The following is a 21,755-nucleotide window of genomic DNA, read 5'->3' as shown; positions in this document are numbered from 1 at the left end:
CCTTTTTATAAAAAAGGATTATTATAACATTTAAATGTAAAATAATCTTAAAGACGATATAATCAAGCCCTTTAATTTCATATATTCATAGGATACTCATGACTTATAGGTCTTTACTTAAAAATAATAAAACTTTTCGCCTTTTAGCAATAGTACAATTTATAAGTTATTTTGGTGCGTGGTTTTCTCAAGTAGGTGTTTTTACTCTTTTAACTAAAGAACTCGGTGCACCTGCAAATATCATAGGTTTTTCAGCTATTTTTGTTTTTTTACCTTCTATTATACTTGCACCTATAAATGGAGTTATAGTGGATAGATTTAAACCTAAAAATTTATTGCTAACAATGATTAGCATTGAGATGATTTCTATTTTTATGTTAATTTTTGTAAATTCTTTAGCCATGCTTTGGTTGTTATACTTTTTAACCTTTGTTCGTATGGCAGTTGCAAGTATGTATTTTCAAACAGAAATGTCGGTTTTACCTAAAATTTTAACCCCACAAGAATTAAAACTAGGCAATGAGCTTCATAGTATCATATGGGCTGTATCATATGCTTTGGGTATGGGTGCAGCAGGGCTTTTTATAGATCTTTTTGGAGTAAAGCCAGCCTTTATAGCTGATACTTTAATGCTATTTTGTGCTATGCTTATACTCAAAACTTTGATTTTACCTAATGAAAAAAATACCACACAAAATAATCTTTTTATATTAATCAAAGAAGGCTTAGTTTATGTATTTAATAATAAAAAAATCATTCATTTGATTTTACTTCATGGGGTTGTAGGGATAACTGCTTATGATGTTTTAATCACTCTTTTAGCAGAATATGAATACGCAAAAGTTATTTCCATACCTCTAGCCATAGGGCTTTCTAATGCCATAAGAGCCATATCTTTACTTATAGGCCCTTATGTGCTTAGTCCTTATATTAATAAAAACACTTTGGTATATTTATACTTAGCGCAAGGTGTAGGTATAATGCTTTGGGCTTGCTTGCAATTTAACTTTTATCTTGCTTTTGTAGGCTTGGTAATGGCTGGTTTTTGCACTTCATCTTTATGGAGCTATACCTATACACTTTTACAAAATAATTGCGACAAAAGATATTATGGCAGAGTGATTGCTTACAATGATATGGTATATTTAACCTTTAGTGCAATCATTGCTTTTTCAACAGGATATTTATTTGAATTTTATGGAATAAAACTAAGTCATTTTACTTTTGGCTTAGGAGTATGTTTTATCTTTGCAGCAATTTATTGGTGGTGGTTTAATAAAAAATATAATTAATCCACCTTAGAATAATAAACTCCACCTGCTGAAAAGTTTTTTTCAAAATAAGCTGTTTCAGGCACAAGATCTGACTTTCCTGGGTAAATTCTACCTTCTTTATTCAATATCCTATAAAAACGCTCCATAAGTCTTATTTTAAAATCTTGATCAAAATATATCATCATATTTCTTGAAAAAATTACATCAAATTTTCCAAATTTAAATAAAGAATCATCAAAGACATTACAAAGATCAAAACGGCATCTGCAAGCTAGGGTTTCTTTTTTAAGATGATACATTCTATCTTTTACATCAAAATAACGCGTTTTTTGCATAGTGTTTAATCTAGATACTGAACGCTCTGAATAAATCATTTCATTGCATTTATCTATCATTTTTTTATTAATATCTATACCAACTATATTCATACCTTTAACAAAATTCTCACTTGCTAAAATAGCTAAAGAATACACTTCTTCGCCGCTTGAACATGGAGCACAAAGCACATTTACAGGGCGATCAAGAGATTTTATATAAAAAATCACATCTTTTAATTGCTCTAATTCTCTAAAAAAATAAGTCTCACAAACTGTAATAAAATCCATAGTTTCTTGTTTTAAATTTCTTTGAAACTGCACTTTTTCATTTAATTCACTAAGACTGCTCAAGCCTAATTCTTGTAAAAATTTAGGAAGTTTAATAGATAATATATCCTTTTTCGCATTTAAGTTATTTCCACTTATTTGCTCTACGATTTTTACAAAATCATTCATTTCATTTTCTGTAATCTTTATCATCTTTTTTTGTCCTACGATTTGATGAAATTTGTTATTTCTTTTTTGAGTTCTATTAAACTCATAGGTTTTAAATTTGGATTAGTATCTCTAGCTTTTTTTGGCATACCATATACTATAGAATCTGCCTCATTTTCGCACAAACACCTTACTCCTGCTTTATAAAGTTCAAACAAAGACTTAGCACCATCATCGCCCATTCCTGTCATAATCAAAGCTAAAATTTTATGATATTTGCAAAGATTAACAGCAGAATTAAATAGCACATCAATCCCTGGATTAAAACTACTAGTTTCGTCTGTAGTATTTAATGTTAAGGTATTGTTGCCACTTAAAATCATATTTCTTTGACAAATATAAATTTTATTTTTCAAAACTTCCTTATCACTTGGTATAATCACCTCGCTTAATGCTTCTTTGTTAAATTGATTTACAAAAGAAGGAATAAACGCAGGATTCATATGCTGAGCAATCACTACTGCACAATCTTTCAATTCTACATCATTTAGTAAAAACTTTAGTTGGCTTGGGCCACCTGTTGAAGAACCAATTAGTATAAGCTTCATTTTTTACCTTAAATAATTATTGTTATTATATCAAATAAATATTTGAAAACATAAAAAAATAATTATATATAAGAAAGAAAAATTTTAATTAAATATGATAAAATTAATACTTTAAATTTCAAAAATGATAAAGTGAATGTTAAATGTTAAGAGAAAAAATTTATATTGCAAGTGATCATGCTGGTTTTATTTTAAAGCAAGAAATTACTAAATTTTTACAAGAAAAAAATATTACTTTTGAAGACTTAGGTCCTTTTAGTGAGGATCGTTGTGATTATCCTGATTATGCACATTTATTAAGCTCTAAAATAAATGAAAAAAGTTTTGGAATTTTAGTATGCGGATCAGGAATTGGTATGAGTATAGCAGCAAATCGTCATAAAAATATACGCTGTGCTTTGTGTAATGAATCTTTAAGTGCTAAACTTTCAAGAGAACACAATGACGCAAATGTTTTAGCGCTAGGAGCTAGATTAATAGGGGTTGATATGGCTTTTGAAATTATCTCAAATTTTATCAACACTTCTTTTAGCGGCGGAAGACATTGCACAAGAATTAGCAAAATAGAGGAAAGATTATGATCTTAAGTTGGCTTGTATTAACTGTATTAATTTGTATTAGTATTTATATGACTATTATGCTACTTTATTATAAAACCCTGCTTCATAAAGAAAAAGTGGCAAAAGAATTTATAAAAAACAACCTTGATGATACTGAAATTGTTATTAGAAAACTACAAGTACAACTTCAAAGAAGTTTGGGTAATATTGATATTTTAACTGAAGAATTAAACAAAAGCAAAGCAGATTTAACCTCTCTTAGAACAAGAAATTCACAATATCGTATTGAAAATGAAAAACTAAGACAAAGAATCAAAGAATTAGAAGCAAAAATAGAGGCATTATTATGATAAAAGAGCTAGATAAAAAATATTTACTAGATAGCATTAGAGCTATTAAGGACTTTCCAAAAGAAGGGATTGTTTTTAGAGATATTACTACTTTATTAAACAACAAAGAAGCATTTGCGTTTTTAATGGATCATTTAGTTGAAAAATATCAAAACACAAAGCTTGATTATATCGTTGGTATAGAAAGTAGAGGTTTTATTTTTGGAGCTGCCTTGAGCGCTAGATTAAGACTTCCTTTTGTACCCATAAGAAAACCTGGAAAGCTACCTTCAAAATGCTTACAAGAATCTTATAGTTTAGAATATGGCAGTGATACTATAGAAATTCATATCGATGCTTTTAATAATCAAAAAGCAAATGTTTTACTTATAGATGATCTTATCGCTACGGGTGGCACAGCTATCGCTGCTGTGAAACTTATAGAAAAACTCAATGCAAAATGTGTTGAAGCTTGTTTTTTACTAGAGTTAAAAGATCTAGATGGTGCTAAAGAATTAGCTAAATTAACTTCTGTTTATAGTGTTTTAGAGGTATAAAATGGAAGAATTTTTAAAACAACTTTTGTATGATTATAAAAATTGGGCTTATATTATTGTGTTTTTATGGTGCATACTTGAAGGAGAACTTGCACTTATTTTAGCAGGTATTTTTGCACATGAAGGCCATGTAAATTTAGGACTTATTATCTTTATAGCAGGCTTAGGTGGCTTTGTAGGCGATCAAATATACTTTTATATAGGAAGATATAACAAAAAATACATTCAGAAAAAACTTCGCACCCAAAGGCGTAAATTTGCCATAGCACATTTACTTTTACAGCGTTTTGGTTGGCCTATTATCTTCATACAAAGATATATGTATGGTTTTAGAACTATTATACCTATGAGTATAGGATTAACTCGCTATAGTGCTAAAAAATTTGCGTTTATTAATCTTATTAGTGCGTGGGCTTGGGCTGCTATAACTATTTTACTTGCATGGTTTTTTGGAAAAGAAATTTGGCTTGCAGTAGAATGGGCTGGAAATCATTGGTATTTTGCAGTACCAATTATTGCTGGCTTTTTATTAGCTTTATTTTTAGGAATGAAACAAATAGAAAAATCAATACTTACAAAAAGGACTCGCAAATGACTTTTAATTTTATAGAAGAAAATATCGGCTCTATAAATGCTGATTTTGAAATCATTTTAATACAAGATAAAAAAATAGAAAAATACACTCAAAGTCAAGAACTTTTCAAGCTTTCAAGCTATAAAGGTGAAGGAATTTGCATAGATATGCAAAATAAAATTCTTTATAGTGAACTTAAAAGCTTAGAATATGAAGATATAAGGCTTGCTTTTGCAAATGCATACAAAGCTTTAAAAAAACTTGAAATTCAAAGCGTAAAAACAAAAAGTGTCATAGGAAAATGTGTAGTAAATAGCTTTAATGCTATGATTCAAGGATTTACTTTTGGTGCTTATGAATTTAACAAATACAAAAAAGAAAAAGCACCAAGCAAATTAGAAAATATCTTCATTGCAAAAGATGAAATTAATAATAAAACATACAACCTAGAAGAAGCTTGCATAGGTATAAACTATGGTCAAATTTTTTCAAATGCTTGTGATTTTGCAAAAAATATCGTTAATGAAATCCCACAAATTTACACTCCTGCCAAAATGGCCGAAGATGCGCTTAAACTGAGCCAAAATAATTCTAATATTTCATGTAAAATTTATGAAAGCGATTTCTTAGAGCAAGAAAAAATGCAAGCATTTTTAGCAGTAAATCGTGCTTCAATTCATCCCCCAAAACTCATTCATCTTTCTTATAAACCACAAAATCCAAAAATGAAAGTAGTGTTTGTAGGTAAAGGGCTAACTTATGATAGTGGTGGACTTAGTTTAAAACCTGCTGATTACATGCTAACGATGAAATCAGATAAAAGCGGCGGTGCGGCTGCAATGGCTATTATTAAAGGTGCAAGCGAGTTAAACCTTGATATAGAAGTTCATTCTATCATTGGCGCTACTGAAAACATGATAGGCGGAAATGCTTACAAGCCTGATGATGTGCTTATTTCAAGAGAAGGTGTGAGTATAGAGGTTAGAAATACCGACGCAGAAGGAAGATTAGTTTTAGCAGATTGTCTTTCACTTGCTCAAGATCTAAAACCTGATTTATTAATAGATCTTGCTACTTTAACTGGAGCTTGCGTGGTAGGACTTGGAGAATACACAAGTGCCATCATGGGAAATAATGAAGATTTGCAAAATGAATTTTATAAAATAAGTAAAAAAAGTGGAGATTTAGCTACTATTTTACATTTTAATCCGCACTTAAAAGAGCTTATAAAATCAAACATAGCAGATGTTAGTAATACCTCTTCAAGTCGTTATGGCGGGGCCATTACTGCGGGATTATTTTTAAATTCTTTCATTAGAGAAGAATACAAAGACAAATGGCTACATTTAGACATTGCAGGACCAGCTTATTTAGAAAAAGCTTGGGGTTATCACTGTTTTGGTGCAACCGGAGCAGGTGTTAGAATGTGCCTTTCATATTTACTTTATCTTTCAAGGAAACAAAAATGAGTTTATCAGTTGGTATAGTAGGACTTCCAAATGTTGGAAAATCTACCACTTTTAACGCTCTAACAAGAGCACAAAATGCTGAAAGTGCAAACTATCCATTTTGCACCATAGAACCAAACAAAGCAGTGGTACCTGTGCCTGATCATCGCTTAAAAGAACTAGCAAAAATTGTTAATCCACAAAAAATTATACGCTCAAATATAGAATTTGTTGATATAGCAGGCTTAGTAGCAGGAGCTAGCAAAGGCGAGGGCTTGGGTAATAAATTTTTATCTAACATACGCGAAACAGAGATGATTTTACATATTGTGCGTTGTTTTGATGATGAAAATATTACCCATGTTGCAGGTAGTGTTGATCCTGTGCGTGATGTGCAAATCATAGAAACAGAACTTATACTAGCAGATATAGAACAACTTAGCAAAAAAATAGAAAAACTCACTAAAGGTGCAAAGGCCAATGAAAAAGGTGCAAAAGAAAGTTTAGCTTTAGCTAATGAACTTTTAGAGCATTTAAATCAAAATAATAGTGCAAGTTCTTTTGCTAATAAAAATGAAATCTATCATGCTCTTATAAAAGAACTAAGATTGCTTTCAGCTAAAGAAGTAATATATGGAGCAAATGTAGATGAGAATTCACTTTTAGAAGATAATGAATTTGTAAAATATCTTAAAGAATTTGCAGCAAAATCAGGCCATGAAGTAATCAAACTTTGCTCTAAAATAGAAGAAGAAATGATAGCTTTAAGCGATGAAGAAAATTATGAATTTTTAAAATCTTTAGGTATAGAAAGTAGCGGGCTTGAAGTAGTTATACGCACAGCATTTTCAAAGCTAAACTTGATTAGCTATTTTACAGCAGGTCAAGTAGAAGTTAGATCATGGACTATACAAAGAGGTTGGAAAGCACCAAAAGCAGCAAGCGTGATCCATAATGACTTTGAAAAAGGTTTTATCAAAGCTGAAGTAATTTCTTATGAGGATTATATCGCTTGCAAAGGCGAAAGTGGTGCTAAAGAAGCAGGAAAACTACGCCTTGAAGGGAAAGATTATATCGTACAAGATGGCGATGTAATGCATTTTAGATTCAATGTTTGATAATTTATCAAACATTGATTTGTTTTTTAATTAAGCTTTGCAATTTATCCTTAGTATCATATTCATTAGAAAAAGTAAGTAAATTCGCTTTAGGCCAAAAATAACTTTTAGGATTTTCAAATTTACCCCAACGCCAATCAAACCTAGGTGCTAAAAGTACTATTGTAGGTATATCTAAAGCTAAGGCTAAATGCGCAATAGCACTATCTATACTTACAATACAATCAATATCTTTTAAGTTATCTAAAGTATCATTCCAATTTTTTAGCTTTACTCCCCTATTTTCAATTTCTTGAGGTAGATTAACATTATTTACCCCATCTACTTGAAAAGAAATAATCTCACAACATAAATCTTTTAATGCATTATACAAAAATATAAAATCTACATTTCTCAATAAATCAGTATTTATAGCATTAGGAGTAAACCAAAAAATTCCTATTTTTTTAATTTTATTATTTGGTTTTTCTAAAGCAATAATAGGCGTTCTTAACTTAGAAATTTCATCTAATTTAATATCACAAAGCAAAGGTAAAGAGCAAATCGGCATAGCATAATCAAACTCACTCGGAAAATCTTTTAAAATTTTCAAATTAGAAAAAAAATTATTTTGTTTATTAAGCTCTTTGAGTTGATTTTTAAACATTTTATACATAGCGCTTTGCGGAGCAAACAAAACCTTAGAGGCAATTTGACAAAGTTTTTCCAAACATCTAGCATACATGATAGTATCACCAAAACCTTGCTCACAAAAAACTAAAATTTCTTTATCTTTAAAAGCCTGTACTCCATCTTTATTAAAGGCTTGTATGGTTTTATTATAATGATAAGGTGAAAAAGTTTCATTATGGGCATAAAAAAGTCTGCTCTCATATACTCTTTTACCTTCTTCAAAATTATCACTTTCTCCCATACGCATTAACAAATATGCCAAATCAAATTGATAAGTTGCATGCGGATGTAAACTCAAGGCTTTTTGGTATGCATTATAAGCACCTTGGTAATTAGAACTTAATTCTAATACTTTTGCATAATTTTGCCAAAATTGAGCATTATTTTGATTATACTCACATAAATTCGAAAATAATTCTAATGACTCTTGCAATCTCAAAAGCTTAAAAAGCAAATATGCTTTTTGTGGTAAAATTTGTGTATTTAAAAACTCATGAATTTTAACTATAGTCAAGTTTTCTTGGGTTTTCTCTTGTAATCTATCTTGTAAATTAATACTATTTGTAAAATTTTTTTCTACTAACTCCCCACTTTGTAATTTTGCTATCATAATTTGTGTAAAATCACAAAGTTCATTATGTACTTCAAGTGCCTTTTGGAAATTTGTTTTAAAATAAAGCTCAGCGTAATTTTTCCACAAATCAAGATTATACATATCTTTTTCTAAAGCAAGCTTATACAGTTTTTCTGCCTCTTCTAGGCTTCCTGTATTTTGATAAGCAAAAGCAAGTTCCAAATTAAGCTCATCTTTTAAAAAACATTGTCTTTGTAAAAGCTCTTCAAGTAATCCAATACCATCATTAAAATTTCCATTATATAAAAGTGCTTTTGCAAGCATTAGTCCATTAAAACTAGTAGGATATAAATTAAAAATTTGTCTTGCATAATGTAAAGTTTTACCATAATCTCCTATTTTAAAAGAAGCCATCATCGCATATTCTAAAGCATTTTTAGGATCTTGCTCCAAATATTCTTCACTACATTCTAAACACTTTTGATGGTTATTATTATAATAATGATATATTATTTTATCTAACATTATTTCCTCTATGATATTACATTAATATATTTTTTAATTCCCTAGAACTTACTAAAAACTAAATCATAACAATTATATACTTGTATTATTATGATTTAGTTCGAGCTTACTAATATTTTTAAAGGAGGCGAAAATAAATTTGTTGTTTAGCATTATTTCAAGTAAGCTCTAGGGAATTAAAATTACATATCAACTATTTTAGTTGATATGTAAAAATACTTACCACCATAAACCTAGTTTTAAAAACATAGTATGAGAAGTGGTATTATCAAATGTAAACACACCCGCATAATTTAATGATATATCAGAATGTTTATTAAGAGCATAAGATAATCCAAATTGCCCAAATCCATAGTATTTGGAAGTAATAACATCGGCTGTTAATGTATTTTCATCTAATTTCAACTTACCTCTTGCATCAGTATATAAATTTACTATAGATCCTATGGTTATATTAGATTTAAACTTATCAGTCCATGGCTTATACCATTTTAAAGCTGCACTTGCATCAACAAAGTTAAATTGACCTGCCAAATAATGTTCTTTTGTTCCACCTAAGTGATTTAAACTAAAATTCTTACTACTCATACCATAATAACTTAGTCCAATTTCTGGAGATACTCTAGCTACATCTATAGCATTATAATAATTAGCACCTATTTTTGCCTCAGCGCCATATCCATATACTAATGTATTTGCTTTAGAACTAGCAGGATTATTTTTATAAGACTTTTCTATATTTGTCTTGGTATAATCAAATTTTGAATATGCACTAAAATAGTATTCATCTAATCCTTTTCTTTTTAATACATTATAATAAGTTAAACCACCATAATATGTTTTATCATCAAAATTTAATCTTTGTGTGTTTTGTTTTTTAGAGCTATCCTCATGACCTAGATAAAAACCTATAACACCATAATCTTTTGGCAATTGCTTAAATGAACCACCAATCAAACCTGCAGTATCCATTCTTAATTGCCCTACACTTTTTCCAATTTTAGCTGAAGAGTGATTATAATATGGATTTAAAAAATAATATGTTGTATTTGAATCAAGATATTTACGATTATTTTTAGATAAATCAGATTGCAAATTCAATCCAGCAGCATTTCTTAACAAATTAGACACATTAATGCTTCTTAATCTTGCAGAATATACCATAGATTTAGCTAAAGTTTTACCACTTAACTCATTAATATCTACACTAACTCTATATTTTCCTTTTTCCGAAGGAACATTCATAAAATAATAAATATCTGTTAGACTATGGATATTTTTTGCATCAATGCCTTTATCATCATTAGTATTATTTCCTATACTATTACCTTTTTCATCAATAAAAAAAGTATTACTATCATATATTTTTTTAGTATCTAAATTTGCAGTATTAATATAAACTTCATCTACTTTAATACCACCAAGATTATTACCACCTAATACAACCGAATTTTTTAATCTATCTTCTTTATTTAAAAATTCAGGCGCATCAAAATACCAACTATTGATACTAAAAACACCTTTGCCATTATTTTCAATATGGTATCCATTTTTATTCTTATTTAAAACACCACTAATATATTTTGCATGTTTTCCAGAACCTTGAACATAACCATTAATCAGAGTGAAAGAATTGCTATTAGTAATTCCTCCTATTGTTCCATAATTAGTTAATTTCATTGTGCCATCATTTTCAATATCATCATGAATTATTGCTTTTTTAGTATTAACTAAAGATTCTATAGTTCCAGTATTTTTAATACCACTATAAATATTGCCATTATTTAATAACGAAGTTATAGAATTAGCATTATATATACCATTGAAAATAACCGCATTATTATTTACTTGGCCAATATTACCATGGTTTTTAATACCATAAACTTGATCATTAGACATACTGTAAATTGTAGCTTCTTTACCTATGGTTGAATTATTTATTATATCCCCTATAGCACTTTTATTACTTAAGTTTATACCATTAGTTATAGTTCCTGCATTATTGATGTTTGCTATAGTTGATTGATTTAGCTTAATATCTTTGTTTATAGTCCCTTCATTAGAAATTGTGTTTATTTGAGAATTAGAATTTAATTCTATGCTACCTGTAATAGTTTTTGTGTTTTTTAATGAAGTAATAAAAGAATTATTAGCTAAAGTTATAGAATTTGCTTGATTGTTATTAGTGATATTAGTTATTCCACTATTAGCTAAAGTTATAGAATTTACATTGCCACTATTAGTGATATCCCCTATAGCACTTTTATTACTTAAGTTTATACCATTAGTTATAGTTCCTGCATTATTGATGTTTGCTATAGTTGATTGATTTAGCTTAATATCTTTGTTTATAGTCCCTTCATTAGAAATTGTGTTTATTTGAGAATTAGAATTTAATTCTATGCTACCTTGTATATTAGAAGTTTTTTCATTATTAATGTTTGCTATATTGGAATTATTTAAGGTAATGCCACCTGTAATAGTTTTTGTGTTTTTTAATGTTCCAATTATTTTAGCATTATCAGTTAAAAAAATATTTCCTTGTATAGTTCCATTATTGATTAAAGCATTGCCTGTGGTATTTATTTGTTCATTATTCCATTGCAATGCTGTTATAGTACCTTGTTTTAAAGTGATTGCGTTAGAAGTATCATTTTTACCTATAGTTCCTTCATTATTAATACCAGCATTAACTCCTGCTATTAAAGCATTAGAACTAGTTGATATTATAGAATCTACTTTAGAAGTGCCTTTTATATTTATTCCGTTAGAAGTATTATCTCTTCCTATTATACTTCCTGTATTAGTAAGGGTGCCACCTATAGCATTCTCAAAACTAATACCAGCTTCTTTTCCTCGTATGGTTCCTGAGTTGCTTAGATTTTCTAGAGTGGAGTTTTTTAAACTTATAGAAGATGTTTGGCTATTTAATACTCCTGAATTAACAAAAGATTTTATAGTTGAATCATTTAAATTGAGAATTTCTTTTTGTGAATTAATACCAGCTATATTAGTAAAATTTGACATAGTTGAATTTATTAAAGATATACTAGGACCTGTAGTAGATATAATACTTCCATAATTTTTAAAATCTACAATAGTGCTATTATTAACTCCAATAGCAGTAGCACCTTGTATGGTTTTTTGATTAATGAGAGTATTTATTTTTGCATTAGCGTTAAGATTTATTCCGTTAGTACTGCCTATTATGCTTCCTGCATTAGTAAGGGTGCCACCTGTAGCACTATCAAAACTAATACCAGCTTGTTTTCCTTGTATGGTTCCTGTATTATTAAGATTGGTTAAAGTTGATTGATTTTCTAACCTGATGCCGTATTGATTGCCTTGTATAAAGTTTTTATTTTCAAAAGTATCTATTGTTGTATTAGTGTTAAGACTTATACCCTTATTGTTACCTATTATAGTTCCTTTATTAGTAAGGGTGCCACCTATAGCATTATTAAAACTAATACCAGTATCATTAATTCCTAGTATGGTTCCTGAGTTAATCAAGGTATTCATATTTGAACTCTCTACTTCAATGCCACTTTCACTACCTTTCATTAAACCGTAATTTTCAAAAGTATCTACTTTTGTATTCTTTCTAAGAACTATATTGGCATTTCCAATTGCTTGCATAGTTCCATAGTTGATTATATTAGCTACTTCATCATTACCAAGTAATACTATATTTTCACCAGAATACCAATTACTCCAAGAAGCATTCATAGTTCCATTGTTTATTATACTAGCTACTTTAGTTCCTCTGTTAAGTCTTATATTATCACCCCACGATTGCATTGTGGTATTATTAGTAATATTATCTATAGTGCTTTTGTCTGCAATTATATCACTACCTGCCCATACACCTTTTATAAACATTCCATTATTAACAATACTTCCTATATTGGAATTATTACTTACAATACCTGCTACTCCAGCTGTATCCCAAGGAGTTATAATAGTTCCATTATTGATTAAATTTACTTTCCCGTCTTTTACATCATTAATATTTACCCCAACATAACCATTGCCATCACCAACAGCTATTCCTTCTTTTATAATCGCTGTTTGAGCGTTTGATATAGTTACGCTATTGCTATTGCTTTCTATAATAGTACAGCCATTATTTACTGCACAATCATCTATAGCTCTTGTTTTTCTTGCTTTAGAGATTTCTATAGAACCAGAAGAAGATGGATCGCTTATAACAACACTAGAATTAGCACATATTGCTAAAAAAGATATAGTTGCCAAAGATAAAAAAATATTTTTAATTCTTTGGGTATTAGAATAATTAAAATTTTCCTTTGTATTTAATCTTTCTAGAGAGGAATTCATTATACCCCCCCCCATATCGATAATAAGACATTATTACACCTCTTTTTTTAGTAAAATATCACTTATTATCACACTATATAATAAATTATTTTAAAATATATAAATAATTATTAATTTATAAATAATAAATATTTTTAACAATTATAAAAAATTATACAAAGCGATTTAAAAATTTAGCTATTAAATTTATCATTTAAAAGCTATGAAAGTTTCAAAATTTACCCATTTAAAAACACTTTCTACTTTAGAAAATCCTGCCTTTTTAAGCATAGCTATGTTTTCATTTTGAGTATAAGGAATGAGGACATTTTCTAAGGCTTCTCGTTTGCTTGAAATTTCTAGCTTACTATAACCTTGCTCTAGTTTATATTGCTCATAAATTTGTATCATTTTTTTAGCTATTTTTACATCTTCATAAAGAATTTTTTCACTAAGCACAAATATACCATTTTCTTTTAAGTTTTGATAGATTTTATCAACTAATTCTTGTCTTTTAGGTGGGCGGATAAACTGCAAAGTATAAGTAGCTATAAAAACATCATTTTTAAAAAACTCAAAATCATCTAAATTTTTTTGATGAAATTCTACCCTAGCTCCAAAGGCTTGACATTTGTTTTTGGCGATCTCTAACATAGCATTAGCTTCATCAACCCCGCTTAAAAGAAAATCTTTTCTTTTTTCATAAAGTGCAAGCAATAAACTAGCCGTAGAGCAACCAAGATCACAAATTCTCGCATTTTGTGGTGCAAAATGATCAATAAGTTCGACTATGAGTTTTAAATTTTGCGTATAAAAAGGCACAGATCTTGACACCATATCATCAAAAACACTTGCTACGCTTTTATCAAATTCAAATTGTTTTTCTAAGGGTTTTTTAAAAATTTCATCTTTCATTTAATCTTCCTAAAATTTCTTTTGCTTTGTCAATATCTTTACTAATTTGTGCTTTTAATAAGGCTAAGTCGTTAAATTTCTCATTAGCTCTTATATAGTCAATAAAACTTAACTCAACTGAAATTGCTTTTGTGTTTGTGAAATTTTCATCTAAAATATGCGTTTCTAAAGCAAAATTTTCATCAGTAGATCTTATGCCTATAAAACTTACACTATGATAGCTTTTATTTTCAATCTTTACTAAAGTCGCATATACGCCATCTTTGGGTAAAAAGAAGTCTTTTGCATATAAATTTAAAGTTGCAAAAAGCTCTTTAGCACCTATACCTTGGCCTTTGATGATATTTGCTTGTATAGTATAAAACCTACCTAGAAAATTTTTAGCTTCTTTAACTTTAGCTTCTTTAAGTAAGGTTTTAATCATACTTGTATGAACACTTTTATTTTGAATTTTAAACTCATCTACGATGATGGTGTTTATACCACAAAGGCTTTGTATGTCTTTGGCACTGCATTTTCTTTCTTTACCAAATTTAAAATCATAACCTACGATGATTTTTTCTAGCTTGGGAAATTCTTGCTTTAAAAGCTTTAAAAAATCCTCGCCTTTATAGTTTTTGATTTTATCAAAATCACAAAAAATCATAGGAAAATCAACTAAATTTACTCTAAAATCCTTAGGCGTTAGGGCTTCTTTTTCCTCTTTAGTGATGATAAACAAAGCTCCGTTTTCATCTAAATGCTTAAAAAGCTCAAAATGCCCCAAATGCATACCATCAAAACGCCCTATGGCTAAATTTGTGATTTTAGTTTTTTCTATAGGCGTAGAAAAACTCAACATTACCTTCTTTTCCTTTTAAGTGCGACTCTTGACTTACTTGTAAGATCCAGCCAAGCTTTGCACAAGTTTTTTCAAAGCTTTCTTTGGCAGTTTTAATAGCTTTGGCATCTTTTACTACTCCATTTTTATCGCGTTTAGCATTTTTACCTACTTCAAATTGAGGTTTAAAAAGTAAGATGATAAGATCTTTAGCAAGTTTATCTATATGATAAATCAAATGCGTTAAAGAGATAAAACTCACATCACAAGTGATAACATCATATAAAATTTCACTTTTAAACTCACGCAAATCAGTATTTTCGCAAATTTGGATATTTTCTAAATTTCTTAAGCTCTCATGAAGTTGGTTAGAACCCACATCTAAAGCTGTAATATGTTTAGCCTTGTTTTGATGTAAAATTTGTACAAAGCCTCCAGTCGATGAGCCTATATCTAAACAAATTTTATCTTTGATGGTAAATGTATGCTCTTGTAAAAAATGCTTGAGCTTAAAAGCAGCCCTGCTTACAAAAAGCTCTTCTAAAAGCGTGAGTTTTAAACTCTCATCTTCTAAAGGATTTTGGCAAGTGATTTTAAAAGAGGTTTTTTTAAACTCGCCATTGAGTAAAATTTGCTTGTTTTCTATAAGCTCGCAAGCTTTATTGCGAGAAATGTTTAACTTTGCACTTACAAAGACATCATACCTCATCAGCACCACCTAAAAGAGCATTAAACTCAGCCTCATCAATACATTTAACTCCTAAGCTTTGAGCCTTTTCAAGCTTTGAGCCTGCTTCGCTTCCATATAATACAAAGTCGGTTTTTTTAGATACGCTTGAACTTACTTTTGCTCCAAAGCTTTCGATTAGTTCTTTAAAATGATCGCGTGATTTGCTTAAAGTACCTGTGATAACAAAGGTTTTATTAGAAATATTTTCATTTATAATAAGCTCTTTTTTCTCATCTTCTAAATGTAAAATTTCGTAAAAATGTTTAATGCGATTTGCATTGACATGGGTAAATTCTTCTAAGCTTTTAGCCATTTGCTCACCAAAGCCTTCTAAATTTGCATAAGCTTCATAGCTTTGCATAAACCATTCAAAGCCAAAAGATTGCGCTAGTTTTTTAGCTGCTACTTCTCCGATATGCTCTATACCCAAAGCAGTGATAAACCTTGATAAAGGGCATTTTTTTGCATTTTCAATAGCGCTTAGAAGATTGTTGATTTTTTTCTCTTTAAAACCTTCCAATCCTTCAAAATCGCTGTATTTTAAGAAAAATATGCTTTCTATATTAGTGATTTTTCCTTCTTTAAATAAAAGCTCGACGATATTTTCTCCAAGACCGTCTATATTCAAACACTTTTTGGATACAAAATGTATAATGGAATTTACAAGTCTTGCCTTGCAATCTAAGTTTTGGCATTTTAAAAAAGCACCCTCATCTAAAAGCTCACTAAAACACTCAGGACAAAGAGTTGGTTTAGTAATCTTACTTTCTAAACCATCACGCCTTTGGGTAAAAACTTTAGTGATTTTAGGTATGACATCGCCACTTCTTATCACACTTACACTATCGCCTATCATCACTCCAAGTCTAGCTATCTCATCAAAATTATGCAAGGTTGCAGACTTTACTACAACCCCATCTAAATTTACAGGTTCTAGCACTGCCACAGGAGTGATCACTCCGCTTCTTCCAACTTGTAAATTAACCCCAAGCAATGTTGTAGTTTTTTCTAAAGCAGGAAATTTAAATGCAGCCATAAATTTTGGAAATTTCACAGTATAACCCAAAAGCTTACAATGAGCTAAATCATCTACCCTTACAACCATACCATCCATCATCATAGGTTTTTGATCTCTTTTTTCTAAAAGCTCATGATATTTTTCTAAAACCTCATCTAAAGTTTTCACACAAAAAACAAAATCATCTTTTAAAAAGCCAAGACTTCTTACAAACTCCATCACTTCAGAGTGTTTGCTAAATTCTAAAGAATTCTCCCCCACTCCCCAAGGATAAAATTTTAAATTTCTTTCTTTTGTAATGCTTGTATCAAGCTGTCTTAGTGAACCACTTGCTGCGTTGCGTGGGTTTGCAAATAAACTTAAGCCATCTTTAGCTCTTTTTTCATTGATTTTTTCAAAATCTTCTTTTAAAATCACTACTTCGCCACGAATTTCTATCTTGTCTTTATAAGGAATTTTTTGGGGTATGTTTGATATTTCTTTTACATTTAAAGTAATATCCTCGCCCACTTCTCCATCACCCCTTGTAGCACCGCTGATTAAAATACCATTTTCATAAGTAAGATTTAAACTCGCTCCATCAAATTTAGGTTCTATGAAAAAATCAAACTCACATTTAGCTCTTTTTGCCCAAGCTCTAAGCTCAGCTTCATCAAAAACATCTTCCATAGACCACATTTTTGCACTATGTGCAAGTTTATGAAACTCACTTTGTATAGTTGGGGCGATATTTTGCGTAGGAGAATCTTTAGAAATCTTTTCTTGATGAAGCATTTCAAATGCTTTTAACTCTCTTATAAGTTTATCATATTCTTCATCGCTTGCTAAAGGCTCATCATCTTCATAATAAGCCCTCATCCATTCTTTTGCTAATTTTACCTTTTCTAAATACTCTTGATAAGTCATCATTACTCCAAAGAAAGTTCATCCATAGCTTTTGCAAGTTCAAACATTTGCTTATGTTCATACACATCATGCACTCTTATAATACTTGCACCATTTTTAAAAGCCTCTAAATGTAAATAAAGCGTACCTGCTAGTCTTTGCTCAACACTTGAGTTAAAATAAGCATTTATCATACTTTTCCTACTAGCTCCGATTAAAAGTTCTTTTTCAAAGCGTAAAAAATGCTCTAAATGTTTGATTAACATCATATTATGCCAAGGGCTTTTACCAAAACCAATACCAACATCTAAAATCACATCTTCTAAACCAAGCTCACTTAGCCTTTCTAGCTTTTGTGTAAAAAAATCATCAAGCTCAGCGAGTACATCTTCATAATGCGGGTTATCTTGCATATTTTGTGGGGTATTTTGTATATGCATGAGTGTATAAGTGGCTTTGTATTTTAAAGCTAGTTTGGCTAAATTTTCATTTTTAAAACCGGTGATATCATTAATAAGCTTAAAGCCTTTATTTAAAGCATATTCTAAACAATACTCATCAAAACTATCTAAACTAAAAATACATTTTTCATAAAGTTTTTCTTTATAGATTAAATCTAGGGTATTTTTTAAGCGTTTAAACTCTTCTTCTTTCCCACAATACACACTTCCAGGCCTTGAAGAAACCCCGCCTATATCTATATAATCAGCCCCTTGAGAAATCATGAGTTCGATTTTTTCTAAAACTTCATTTTCTTTAACCCTACTTTGAGCGTTAAAACTATCTTCATTAATATTAATCACACCCATAATTTTTGCATATTTTGGTTTAGCGAAATTAGACTTTAAAAATAGTGCTAAATTTTTAAGCTTAAAATCTTGTAGTTTTTCTTTTTCTATAAGCTTTTTAGCTTGATCTTGTGTTACCATAAGTAAGGCATTAGTATGTTCTTTACCTAGTATAACTTCTTTATGTGTTACAAGTTCAGCTCCAACCCTTAGTGCGTCTTGTTTAAGTATATTTGCAGCAGGTGCTCTTAACTCTTTAATAAGAAAAAAATGAATTTGAGTTTTTTCACTCATAATTTTCTCACCTGCTTTATGTGGCTTTATATATTTAGAAATTTGCTCAAAGTCTGTGTTGGGATTGATTTTAATGATTTTCATTTTTTCTCTCGTGTAAAATTAAAGCTATGGTGCTTAGTAAAATAGTTGGCTTTGCATTTAATTTAGCTAGCTCATAAGCTTTATAAAAAAATTCAATTTCTTCATCGTTTAATTTTATATCTTGTTTAAAACATTCATGACTTAAAGTGCTAATTAACTCTAAACACTCATGCTTGTCTATATTTTCATATTGTTTTAATAATGAAGCAATTTGAGCTAGATCCATTTTTTTAAGATCTAAATTTAAAGACATCTTTTCTTTTTGAATTTTATGCTTTTCTATGATAAATCTTGAAAGTATAGTAGGTAAAAAAACATTTTTTGAAGGAGCTACGATAATAAAATATACATTTTTTGGTGGCTCTTCAAAAAGTTTTAATAAAAAATTTTGTGCTTCTTCACGAAAAGACTTAGCTAGTATAACAATAATTTTAGCTTGTGCTTCAGCCATATAACTTTCTTTCATAATAGCCCTTGCCGTTGCTTGAGCGTTTTTGTCATAAGTTAAGTCATTTAATCTTAATTCTAAATCAGGGTTTTTAGGTATGAAAAATCTAAGATTTTTTGTTCCATATTCTTCTGTGAGTTTTTCTTGCATAAACTCAAAATCATTATGGATAATGATTTTATTTCTTAGATTCAAATTTCTACCTTAGAAAAAAGCACAGCCTCTAAGCTTTGCTCAAATACTTTATATAAAGAAATAAGTTTATAGTCTAATTCCTTATCGCGTGAGGAAAGATAAAAGCTATTTTGCAATTGCTCATCAAAAAGCCAAAGCATACTTTCTGCTTTAGAATTAGCGATTTTAAATTTAAATCCTGTATTAGTTCCTATATAAAAAAAAGCATAACCATTGGGAAAAGAAATACTCAAAAGATCATTTAGCAAATCTATATCTTCTTGGGTATTGCAAGCCTTATTATAAATTCCTTTTAAAGACACAAAAGGCACTAAAGGTCTTGTGGTACTAGCATTGATTTGGCTTAAAAAATACTCTTCAAACCATGTTCTTTGCTCATCAGTAATCACAATAAAAGTATAACCTTGTAAAAGCAAAGCTAATTTAGAAGCTATCAAAGGCGACCATTCAAGACGCCTTTCTTCTAACCAACTTGTATAAGTGCCATTTTCTCGGATTTGCTCTAGGGTAAATTTTAAAAAACTATTGCTCATTTATACATCTAGTTTATAAACTTCATGCAATACTCTTACAGCTAATTCGCCATATTTTTCATGCACGATGACTGAAATTTTAATTTCACTTGTAGAAATCATTTGTATGTTAATATTTTCATTTGCCAATGCTTTAAAAGCTGCTGAAGCTACTCCAGAATGTGATTTCATACCCACACCCACAACTGAAACTTTTACCACTGCACTATCTGTTTCTATATTAGCATTAGCACCTAAAACTTTTTTCATAGCATTAGTTGCTAAATCAAGCTCGTTTTCAGGCACAGTAAAGCCCAAATTTGTAGCTCCATCTACACCTACATTTTGGATAATCATATCTACATTGATATTTTCATTTGCTAAAGTCCCAAAAATTTCAGCAGCAATTCCTGGCTTATCATCAATATTTCTTAAAGTAACCCTTGCTTGGTTTTTATCTAGTGCTATACCACTAACCAAAGCTTGTTCCATATTTTCCTCCTTAGTAATGATCGTCCCTTCATTTTCATTAAAGCTACTTCTAGTAACTAATTTTACATTTAATTTTTTAGCAAGCTCTACAGAGCGATTTTGTAAAACTTTAGCTCCCAAACTTGCAAGCTCTAGCATTTCTTCATAAGAAATTTTATCTAGCTTTTTAGCCTTTGGCTCAATTCTAGGATCGGTAGTATATACCCCATCTACATCAGTATAAATTTCACACAAATCAGCATTTAAAGCTCCTGCTAATGCAACTGCACTTAAGTCACTTCCACCACGACCCAAAGTAGTAACATTACCCATTTTGTCGATACCTTGAAAGCCAGCAACTACTACAATATACCCCTCATCTAAAGCTGTATTGATATTTGCAGTATCAATGTGTTCAATTCTTGCTTTAGTATAAACATCATCTGTAATAATCCCTGCATTGCGTCCGGAAAATGCAGTAGCTTTTAAACCCATTTCATTTAATGCAATAGCAAGTAAAGATGAAGTTACACGCTCACCACTACTTAAAAGCATATCCATCTCACGACCTGAAGGATTTTTACTAAAATGATGTGCAAAATCAATAAGCTCATTGGTAACTCCACTCATTGCAGAAACTACTACAACTAATTTATCGCAAGTTTTTTTACTTTTTGCCACTCTTTTAGCAACTTCATCGATACGCTCAAGCGTTCCTACACTCGTTCCCCCATATTTTTGTACGACCAGCATTAAATATACCCCCTTTCTTTAAAATATTTTAAAACTCTAATATATATAGGCTTTTTAAAATGATTAATCATATCATACACATCTTCTAATGAAGCAAATTTATAAGCATCAAATTCAGGATTTTTAGTATTTAGATTAACAATAGCTTTGTTTTTTAATCTAACTAAAAAATATTTTTGATTTTGACCATCATAAGGATACATTTTTTGTGCAACCTTAGGTGGAAAATCATAACTAATCCATTCAGGATGTTCGGCTAAAATTTCAATCTCATCTGTACCTATTTCTTCTTTTAATTCTCTAAATAACGCACTTTTAGCATCCTCTCCCTCATCTATTCCACCTTGAGGAAACTGCCATATATTTTCCATATCATTGCGTTTAGCGAGTAAAATTTTACATTCAAAAGGATAAGCTGATGATAGCACTATTGCGGCTACATTTGGCCTATATTTTTTTTCTTTTTCCATGATTTTCTTATCCTTGACTTTTTAATAATATAATTCTAACAAAAAAATACGAATTTATAAT

20 protein-coding genes are annotated in these 21,755 nt (G+C 29.8%); 7 read left to right on the top strand and 13 right to left on the bottom strand.

The annotated features are described in order from the left end of the window. The first annotated feature begins 98 nt into the window (after nucleotides 1–98). Entirely contained in the window at nucleotides 99–1,292 is a 1,194-nt protein-coding gene (locus L8X50_RS02310; RefSeq protein WP_263660292.1) for an MFS transporter, read from the top strand. Here the strand turns inward: L8X50_RS02310 and L8X50_RS02305 are convergent. Together L8X50_RS02305 and L8X50_RS02300 are read right to left on the bottom strand one after the other, a co-directional pair. Beyond that, nucleotides 1,289–2,071 carry a CheR family methyltransferase gene (locus tag L8X50_RS02305; protein WP_133318962.1) on the bottom strand — a complete coding sequence of 261 codons (783 nt, stop codon included), beginning with the start codon at nucleotides 2,069–2,071 and terminating at the stop codon, nucleotides 1,289–1,291. The genes L8X50_RS02310 and L8X50_RS02305 overlap by 4 nt on opposite strands. 11 nt (nucleotides 2,072–2,082) lie before the next feature. Next, complete coding sequence (locus L8X50_RS02300; protein WP_133318963.1) at nucleotides 2,083–2,634, bottom strand: CheB methylesterase domain-containing protein; 552 nt, start codon at nucleotides 2,632–2,634, stop codon at nucleotides 2,083–2,085. A 143-nt stretch (nucleotides 2,635–2,777) separates the two neighbouring features. Here L8X50_RS02300 and rpiB point away from each other — a divergent pair, with 143 nt between their 5' ends. Genes rpiB through ychF form a run of 6 tightly spaced genes read left to right on the top strand, consistent with a single transcriptional unit; the run spans nucleotide 2,778 to nucleotide 7,220 of the window. Next, nucleotides 2,778–3,215 carry a ribose 5-phosphate isomerase B gene (gene rpiB, locus L8X50_RS02295; RefSeq protein ID WP_263660291.1) on the top strand — a complete coding sequence of 146 codons (438 nt, stop codon included), beginning with the start codon at nucleotides 2,778–2,780 and terminating at the stop codon, nucleotides 3,213–3,215. After that, nucleotides 3,212–3,544, top strand: coding sequence for a hypothetical protein (locus tag L8X50_RS02290; RefSeq protein WP_133318965.1), 333 nt, complete (start codon nucleotides 3,212–3,214; stop codon nucleotides 3,542–3,544). Before rpiB ends, L8X50_RS02290 begins: the two co-directional genes overlap by 4 nt. Continuing rightward, the gene (gene apt / locus L8X50_RS02285) at nucleotides 3,544–4,080 is read left to right on the top strand and encodes an adenine phosphoribosyltransferase (RefSeq protein WP_263660353.1); all 537 of its coding nucleotides are present in this window, start codon (nucleotides 3,544–3,546) and stop codon (nucleotides 4,078–4,080) included. Before L8X50_RS02290 ends, apt begins: the two co-directional genes overlap by 1 nt. 1 nt (nucleotide 4,081) lies before the next feature. Further along, the gene (locus L8X50_RS02280) at nucleotides 4,082–4,675 is read left to right on the top strand and encodes a DedA family protein (protein ID WP_220567318.1); all 594 of its coding nucleotides are present in this window, start codon (nucleotides 4,082–4,084) and stop codon (nucleotides 4,673–4,675) included. Beyond that, nucleotides 4,672–6,123 (top strand): leucyl aminopeptidase, encoded by a 1,452-nt coding sequence (locus L8X50_RS02275; RefSeq protein ID WP_263660290.1) that lies wholly within the window; start codon nucleotides 4,672–4,674, stop codon nucleotides 6,121–6,123. The genes L8X50_RS02280 and L8X50_RS02275 overlap by 4 nt, the downstream gene beginning before the upstream one ends. Beyond that, the gene (ychF, locus tag L8X50_RS02270) at nucleotides 6,120–7,220 is read left to right on the top strand and encodes a redox-regulated ATPase YchF (RefSeq protein WP_263660289.1); all 1,101 of its coding nucleotides are present in this window, start codon (nucleotides 6,120–6,122) and stop codon (nucleotides 7,218–7,220) included. The genes L8X50_RS02275 and ychF overlap by 4 nt, the downstream gene beginning before the upstream one ends. 7 nt (nucleotides 7,221–7,227) lie before the next feature. On the opposite strand, the gene L8X50_RS02265 is transcribed toward ychF, so the two are convergent. From L8X50_RS02265 to L8X50_RS02215, 11 genes are all read right to left on the bottom strand, one after another. Then, entirely contained in the window at nucleotides 7,228–8,991 is a 1,764-nt protein-coding gene (locus L8X50_RS02265; protein ID WP_263660288.1) for a tetratricopeptide repeat protein, read from the bottom strand. 219 nt (nucleotides 8,992–9,210) lie between these two features. Next, nucleotides 9,211–13,332: a hypothetical protein gene (locus tag L8X50_RS02260; RefSeq protein ID WP_263660287.1), complete on the bottom strand. Its 4,122-nt coding sequence runs from the start codon at nucleotides 13,330–13,332 to the stop codon at nucleotides 9,211–9,213. Nucleotides 13,333–13,521: 189 nt separating this feature from the next. Next, nucleotides 13,522–14,226, bottom strand: coding sequence for a carboxy-S-adenosyl-L-methionine synthase CmoA (cmoA, locus tag L8X50_RS02255; RefSeq protein ID WP_220566673.1), 705 nt, complete (start codon nucleotides 14,224–14,226; stop codon nucleotides 13,522–13,524). Then, complete coding sequence (locus L8X50_RS02250) at nucleotides 14,216–15,067, bottom strand: bifunctional riboflavin kinase/FAD synthetase (protein WP_263660286.1); 852 nt, start codon at nucleotides 15,065–15,067, stop codon at nucleotides 14,216–14,218. Before L8X50_RS02250 ends, cmoA begins: the two co-directional genes overlap by 11 nt. Then, the gene (locus L8X50_RS02245; protein ID WP_263660285.1) at nucleotides 15,033–15,755 is read right to left on the bottom strand and encodes a TlyA family RNA methyltransferase; all 723 of its coding nucleotides are present in this window, start codon (nucleotides 15,753–15,755) and stop codon (nucleotides 15,033–15,035) included. Before L8X50_RS02245 ends, L8X50_RS02250 begins: the two co-directional genes overlap by 35 nt. Next, nucleotides 15,745–17,700 carry an NAD-dependent DNA ligase LigA gene (gene ligA, locus L8X50_RS02240; protein WP_263660284.1) on the bottom strand — a complete coding sequence of 652 codons (1,956 nt, stop codon included), beginning with the start codon at nucleotides 17,698–17,700 and terminating at the stop codon, nucleotides 15,745–15,747. Before ligA ends, L8X50_RS02245 begins: the two co-directional genes overlap by 11 nt. Before the next feature lie 2 nt (nucleotides 17,701–17,702). Further along, a complete protein-coding gene (folP, locus tag L8X50_RS02235; RefSeq protein WP_263660283.1) occupies nucleotides 17,703–18,845 on the bottom strand; it encodes a dihydropteroate synthase in 1,143 nt (380 codons plus the stop codon). Continuing rightward, a complete protein-coding gene (locus tag L8X50_RS02230) occupies nucleotides 18,832–19,443 on the bottom strand; it encodes a DNA polymerase III subunit delta' (RefSeq protein WP_263660352.1) in 612 nt (203 codons plus the stop codon). The genes folP and L8X50_RS02230 overlap by 14 nt, the downstream gene beginning before the upstream one ends. 41 nt (nucleotides 19,444–19,484) lie before the next feature. After that, nucleotides 19,485–20,021, bottom strand: coding sequence for a HobA family DNA replication regulator (locus L8X50_RS02225; RefSeq protein ID WP_263660282.1), 537 nt, complete (start codon nucleotides 20,019–20,021; stop codon nucleotides 19,485–19,487). Further along, on the bottom strand, nucleotides 20,022–21,224 hold the full coding sequence (locus L8X50_RS02220) for an aspartate kinase (RefSeq protein ID WP_220566666.1): 1,203 nt from the start codon (nucleotides 21,222–21,224) through the stop codon (nucleotides 20,022–20,024). Beyond that, nucleotides 21,224–21,694 carry an RNA pyrophosphohydrolase gene (locus L8X50_RS02215; RefSeq protein WP_133319199.1) on the bottom strand — a complete coding sequence of 157 codons (471 nt, stop codon included), beginning with the start codon at nucleotides 21,692–21,694 and terminating at the stop codon, nucleotides 21,224–21,226. The genes L8X50_RS02220 and L8X50_RS02215 overlap by 1 nt, the downstream gene beginning before the upstream one ends. Nucleotides 21,695–21,755 lie beyond the last annotated feature (61 nt).

Origin of the sequence: Campylobacter sp. CNRCH_2013_0898h (genome assembly GCF_025772965.1) — a bacterium.
Lineage (GTDB): Bacteria > Campylobacterota > Campylobacteria > Campylobacterales > Campylobacteraceae > Campylobacter_D > Campylobacter_D lari_D.
The sequence above is the reverse complement of the archived record's forward strand: the minus strand, read 5'-3'. Positions and strand labels throughout refer to the sequence as shown.

What these genes read in the sequence shown, in the direction of transcription:
- L8X50_RS02245 (WP_263660285.1), bottom strand. Translation starts at nt 15,755, where the DNA reads ATGAGGTATGATGTCTTTGTAAGTGCAAAGTTAAACATTTCTCGCAAT.
- L8X50_RS02215 (WP_133319199.1), bottom strand. Translation starts at nt 21,694, where the DNA reads ATGGAAAAAGAAAAAAAATATAGGCCAAATGTAGCCGCAATAGTGCTA.
- L8X50_RS02290 (WP_133318965.1), top strand. Translation starts at nt 3,212, where the DNA reads ATGATCTTAAGTTGGCTTGTATTAACTGTATTAATTTGTATTAGTATT.
- L8X50_RS02300 (WP_133318963.1), bottom strand. Translation starts at nt 2,634, where the DNA reads ATGAAGCTTATACTAATTGGTTCTTCAACAGGTGGCCCAAGCCAACTA.
- L8X50_RS02225 (WP_263660282.1), bottom strand. Translation starts at nt 20,021, where the DNA reads ATGAGCAATAGTTTTTTAAAATTTACCCTAGAGCAAATCCGAGAAAAT.
- rpiB (WP_263660291.1), top strand. Translation starts at nt 2,778, where the DNA reads ATGTTAAGAGAAAAAATTTATATTGCAAGTGATCATGCTGGTTTTATT.
- L8X50_RS02275 (WP_263660290.1), top strand. Translation starts at nt 4,672, where the DNA reads ATGACTTTTAATTTTATAGAAGAAAATATCGGCTCTATAAATGCTGAT.
- folP (WP_263660283.1), bottom strand. Translation starts at nt 18,845, where the DNA reads ATGAAAATCATTAAAATCAATCCCAACACAGACTTTGAGCAAATTTCT.
- cmoA (WP_220566673.1), bottom strand. Translation starts at nt 14,226, where the DNA reads ATGAAAGATGAAATTTTTAAAAAACCCTTAGAAAAACAATTTGAATTT.
- L8X50_RS02260 (WP_263660287.1), bottom strand. Translation starts at nt 13,332, where the DNA reads ATGAATTCCTCTCTAGAAAGATTAAATACAAAGGAAAATTTTAATTAT.
- L8X50_RS02280 (WP_220567318.1), top strand. Translation starts at nt 4,082, where the DNA reads ATGGAAGAATTTTTAAAACAACTTTTGTATGATTATAAAAATTGGGCT.
- ychF (WP_263660289.1), top strand. Translation starts at nt 6,120, where the DNA reads ATGAGTTTATCAGTTGGTATAGTAGGACTTCCAAATGTTGGAAAATCT.
- L8X50_RS02250 (WP_263660286.1), bottom strand. Translation starts at nt 15,067, where the DNA reads ATGTTGAGTTTTTCTACGCCTATAGAAAAAACTAAAATCACAAATTTA.
- L8X50_RS02305 (WP_133318962.1), bottom strand. Translation starts at nt 2,071, where the DNA reads ATGATAAAGATTACAGAAAATGAAATGAATGATTTTGTAAAAATCGTA.
- L8X50_RS02265 (WP_263660288.1), bottom strand. Translation starts at nt 8,991, where the DNA reads ATGTTAGATAAAATAATATATCATTATTATAATAATAACCATCAAAAG.
- ligA (WP_263660284.1), bottom strand. Translation starts at nt 17,700, where the DNA reads ATGACTTATCAAGAGTATTTAGAAAAGGTAAAATTAGCAAAAGAATGG.
- L8X50_RS02230 (WP_263660352.1), bottom strand. Translation starts at nt 19,443, where the DNA reads ATGCAAGAAAAACTCACAGAAGAATATGGAACAAAAAATCTTAGATTT.
- L8X50_RS02220 (WP_220566666.1), bottom strand. Translation starts at nt 21,224, where the DNA reads ATGCTGGTCGTACAAAAATATGGGGGAACGAGTGTAGGAACGCTTGAG.
- L8X50_RS02310 (WP_263660292.1), top strand. Translation starts at nt 99, where the DNA reads ATGACTTATAGGTCTTTACTTAAAAATAATAAAACTTTTCGCCTTTTA.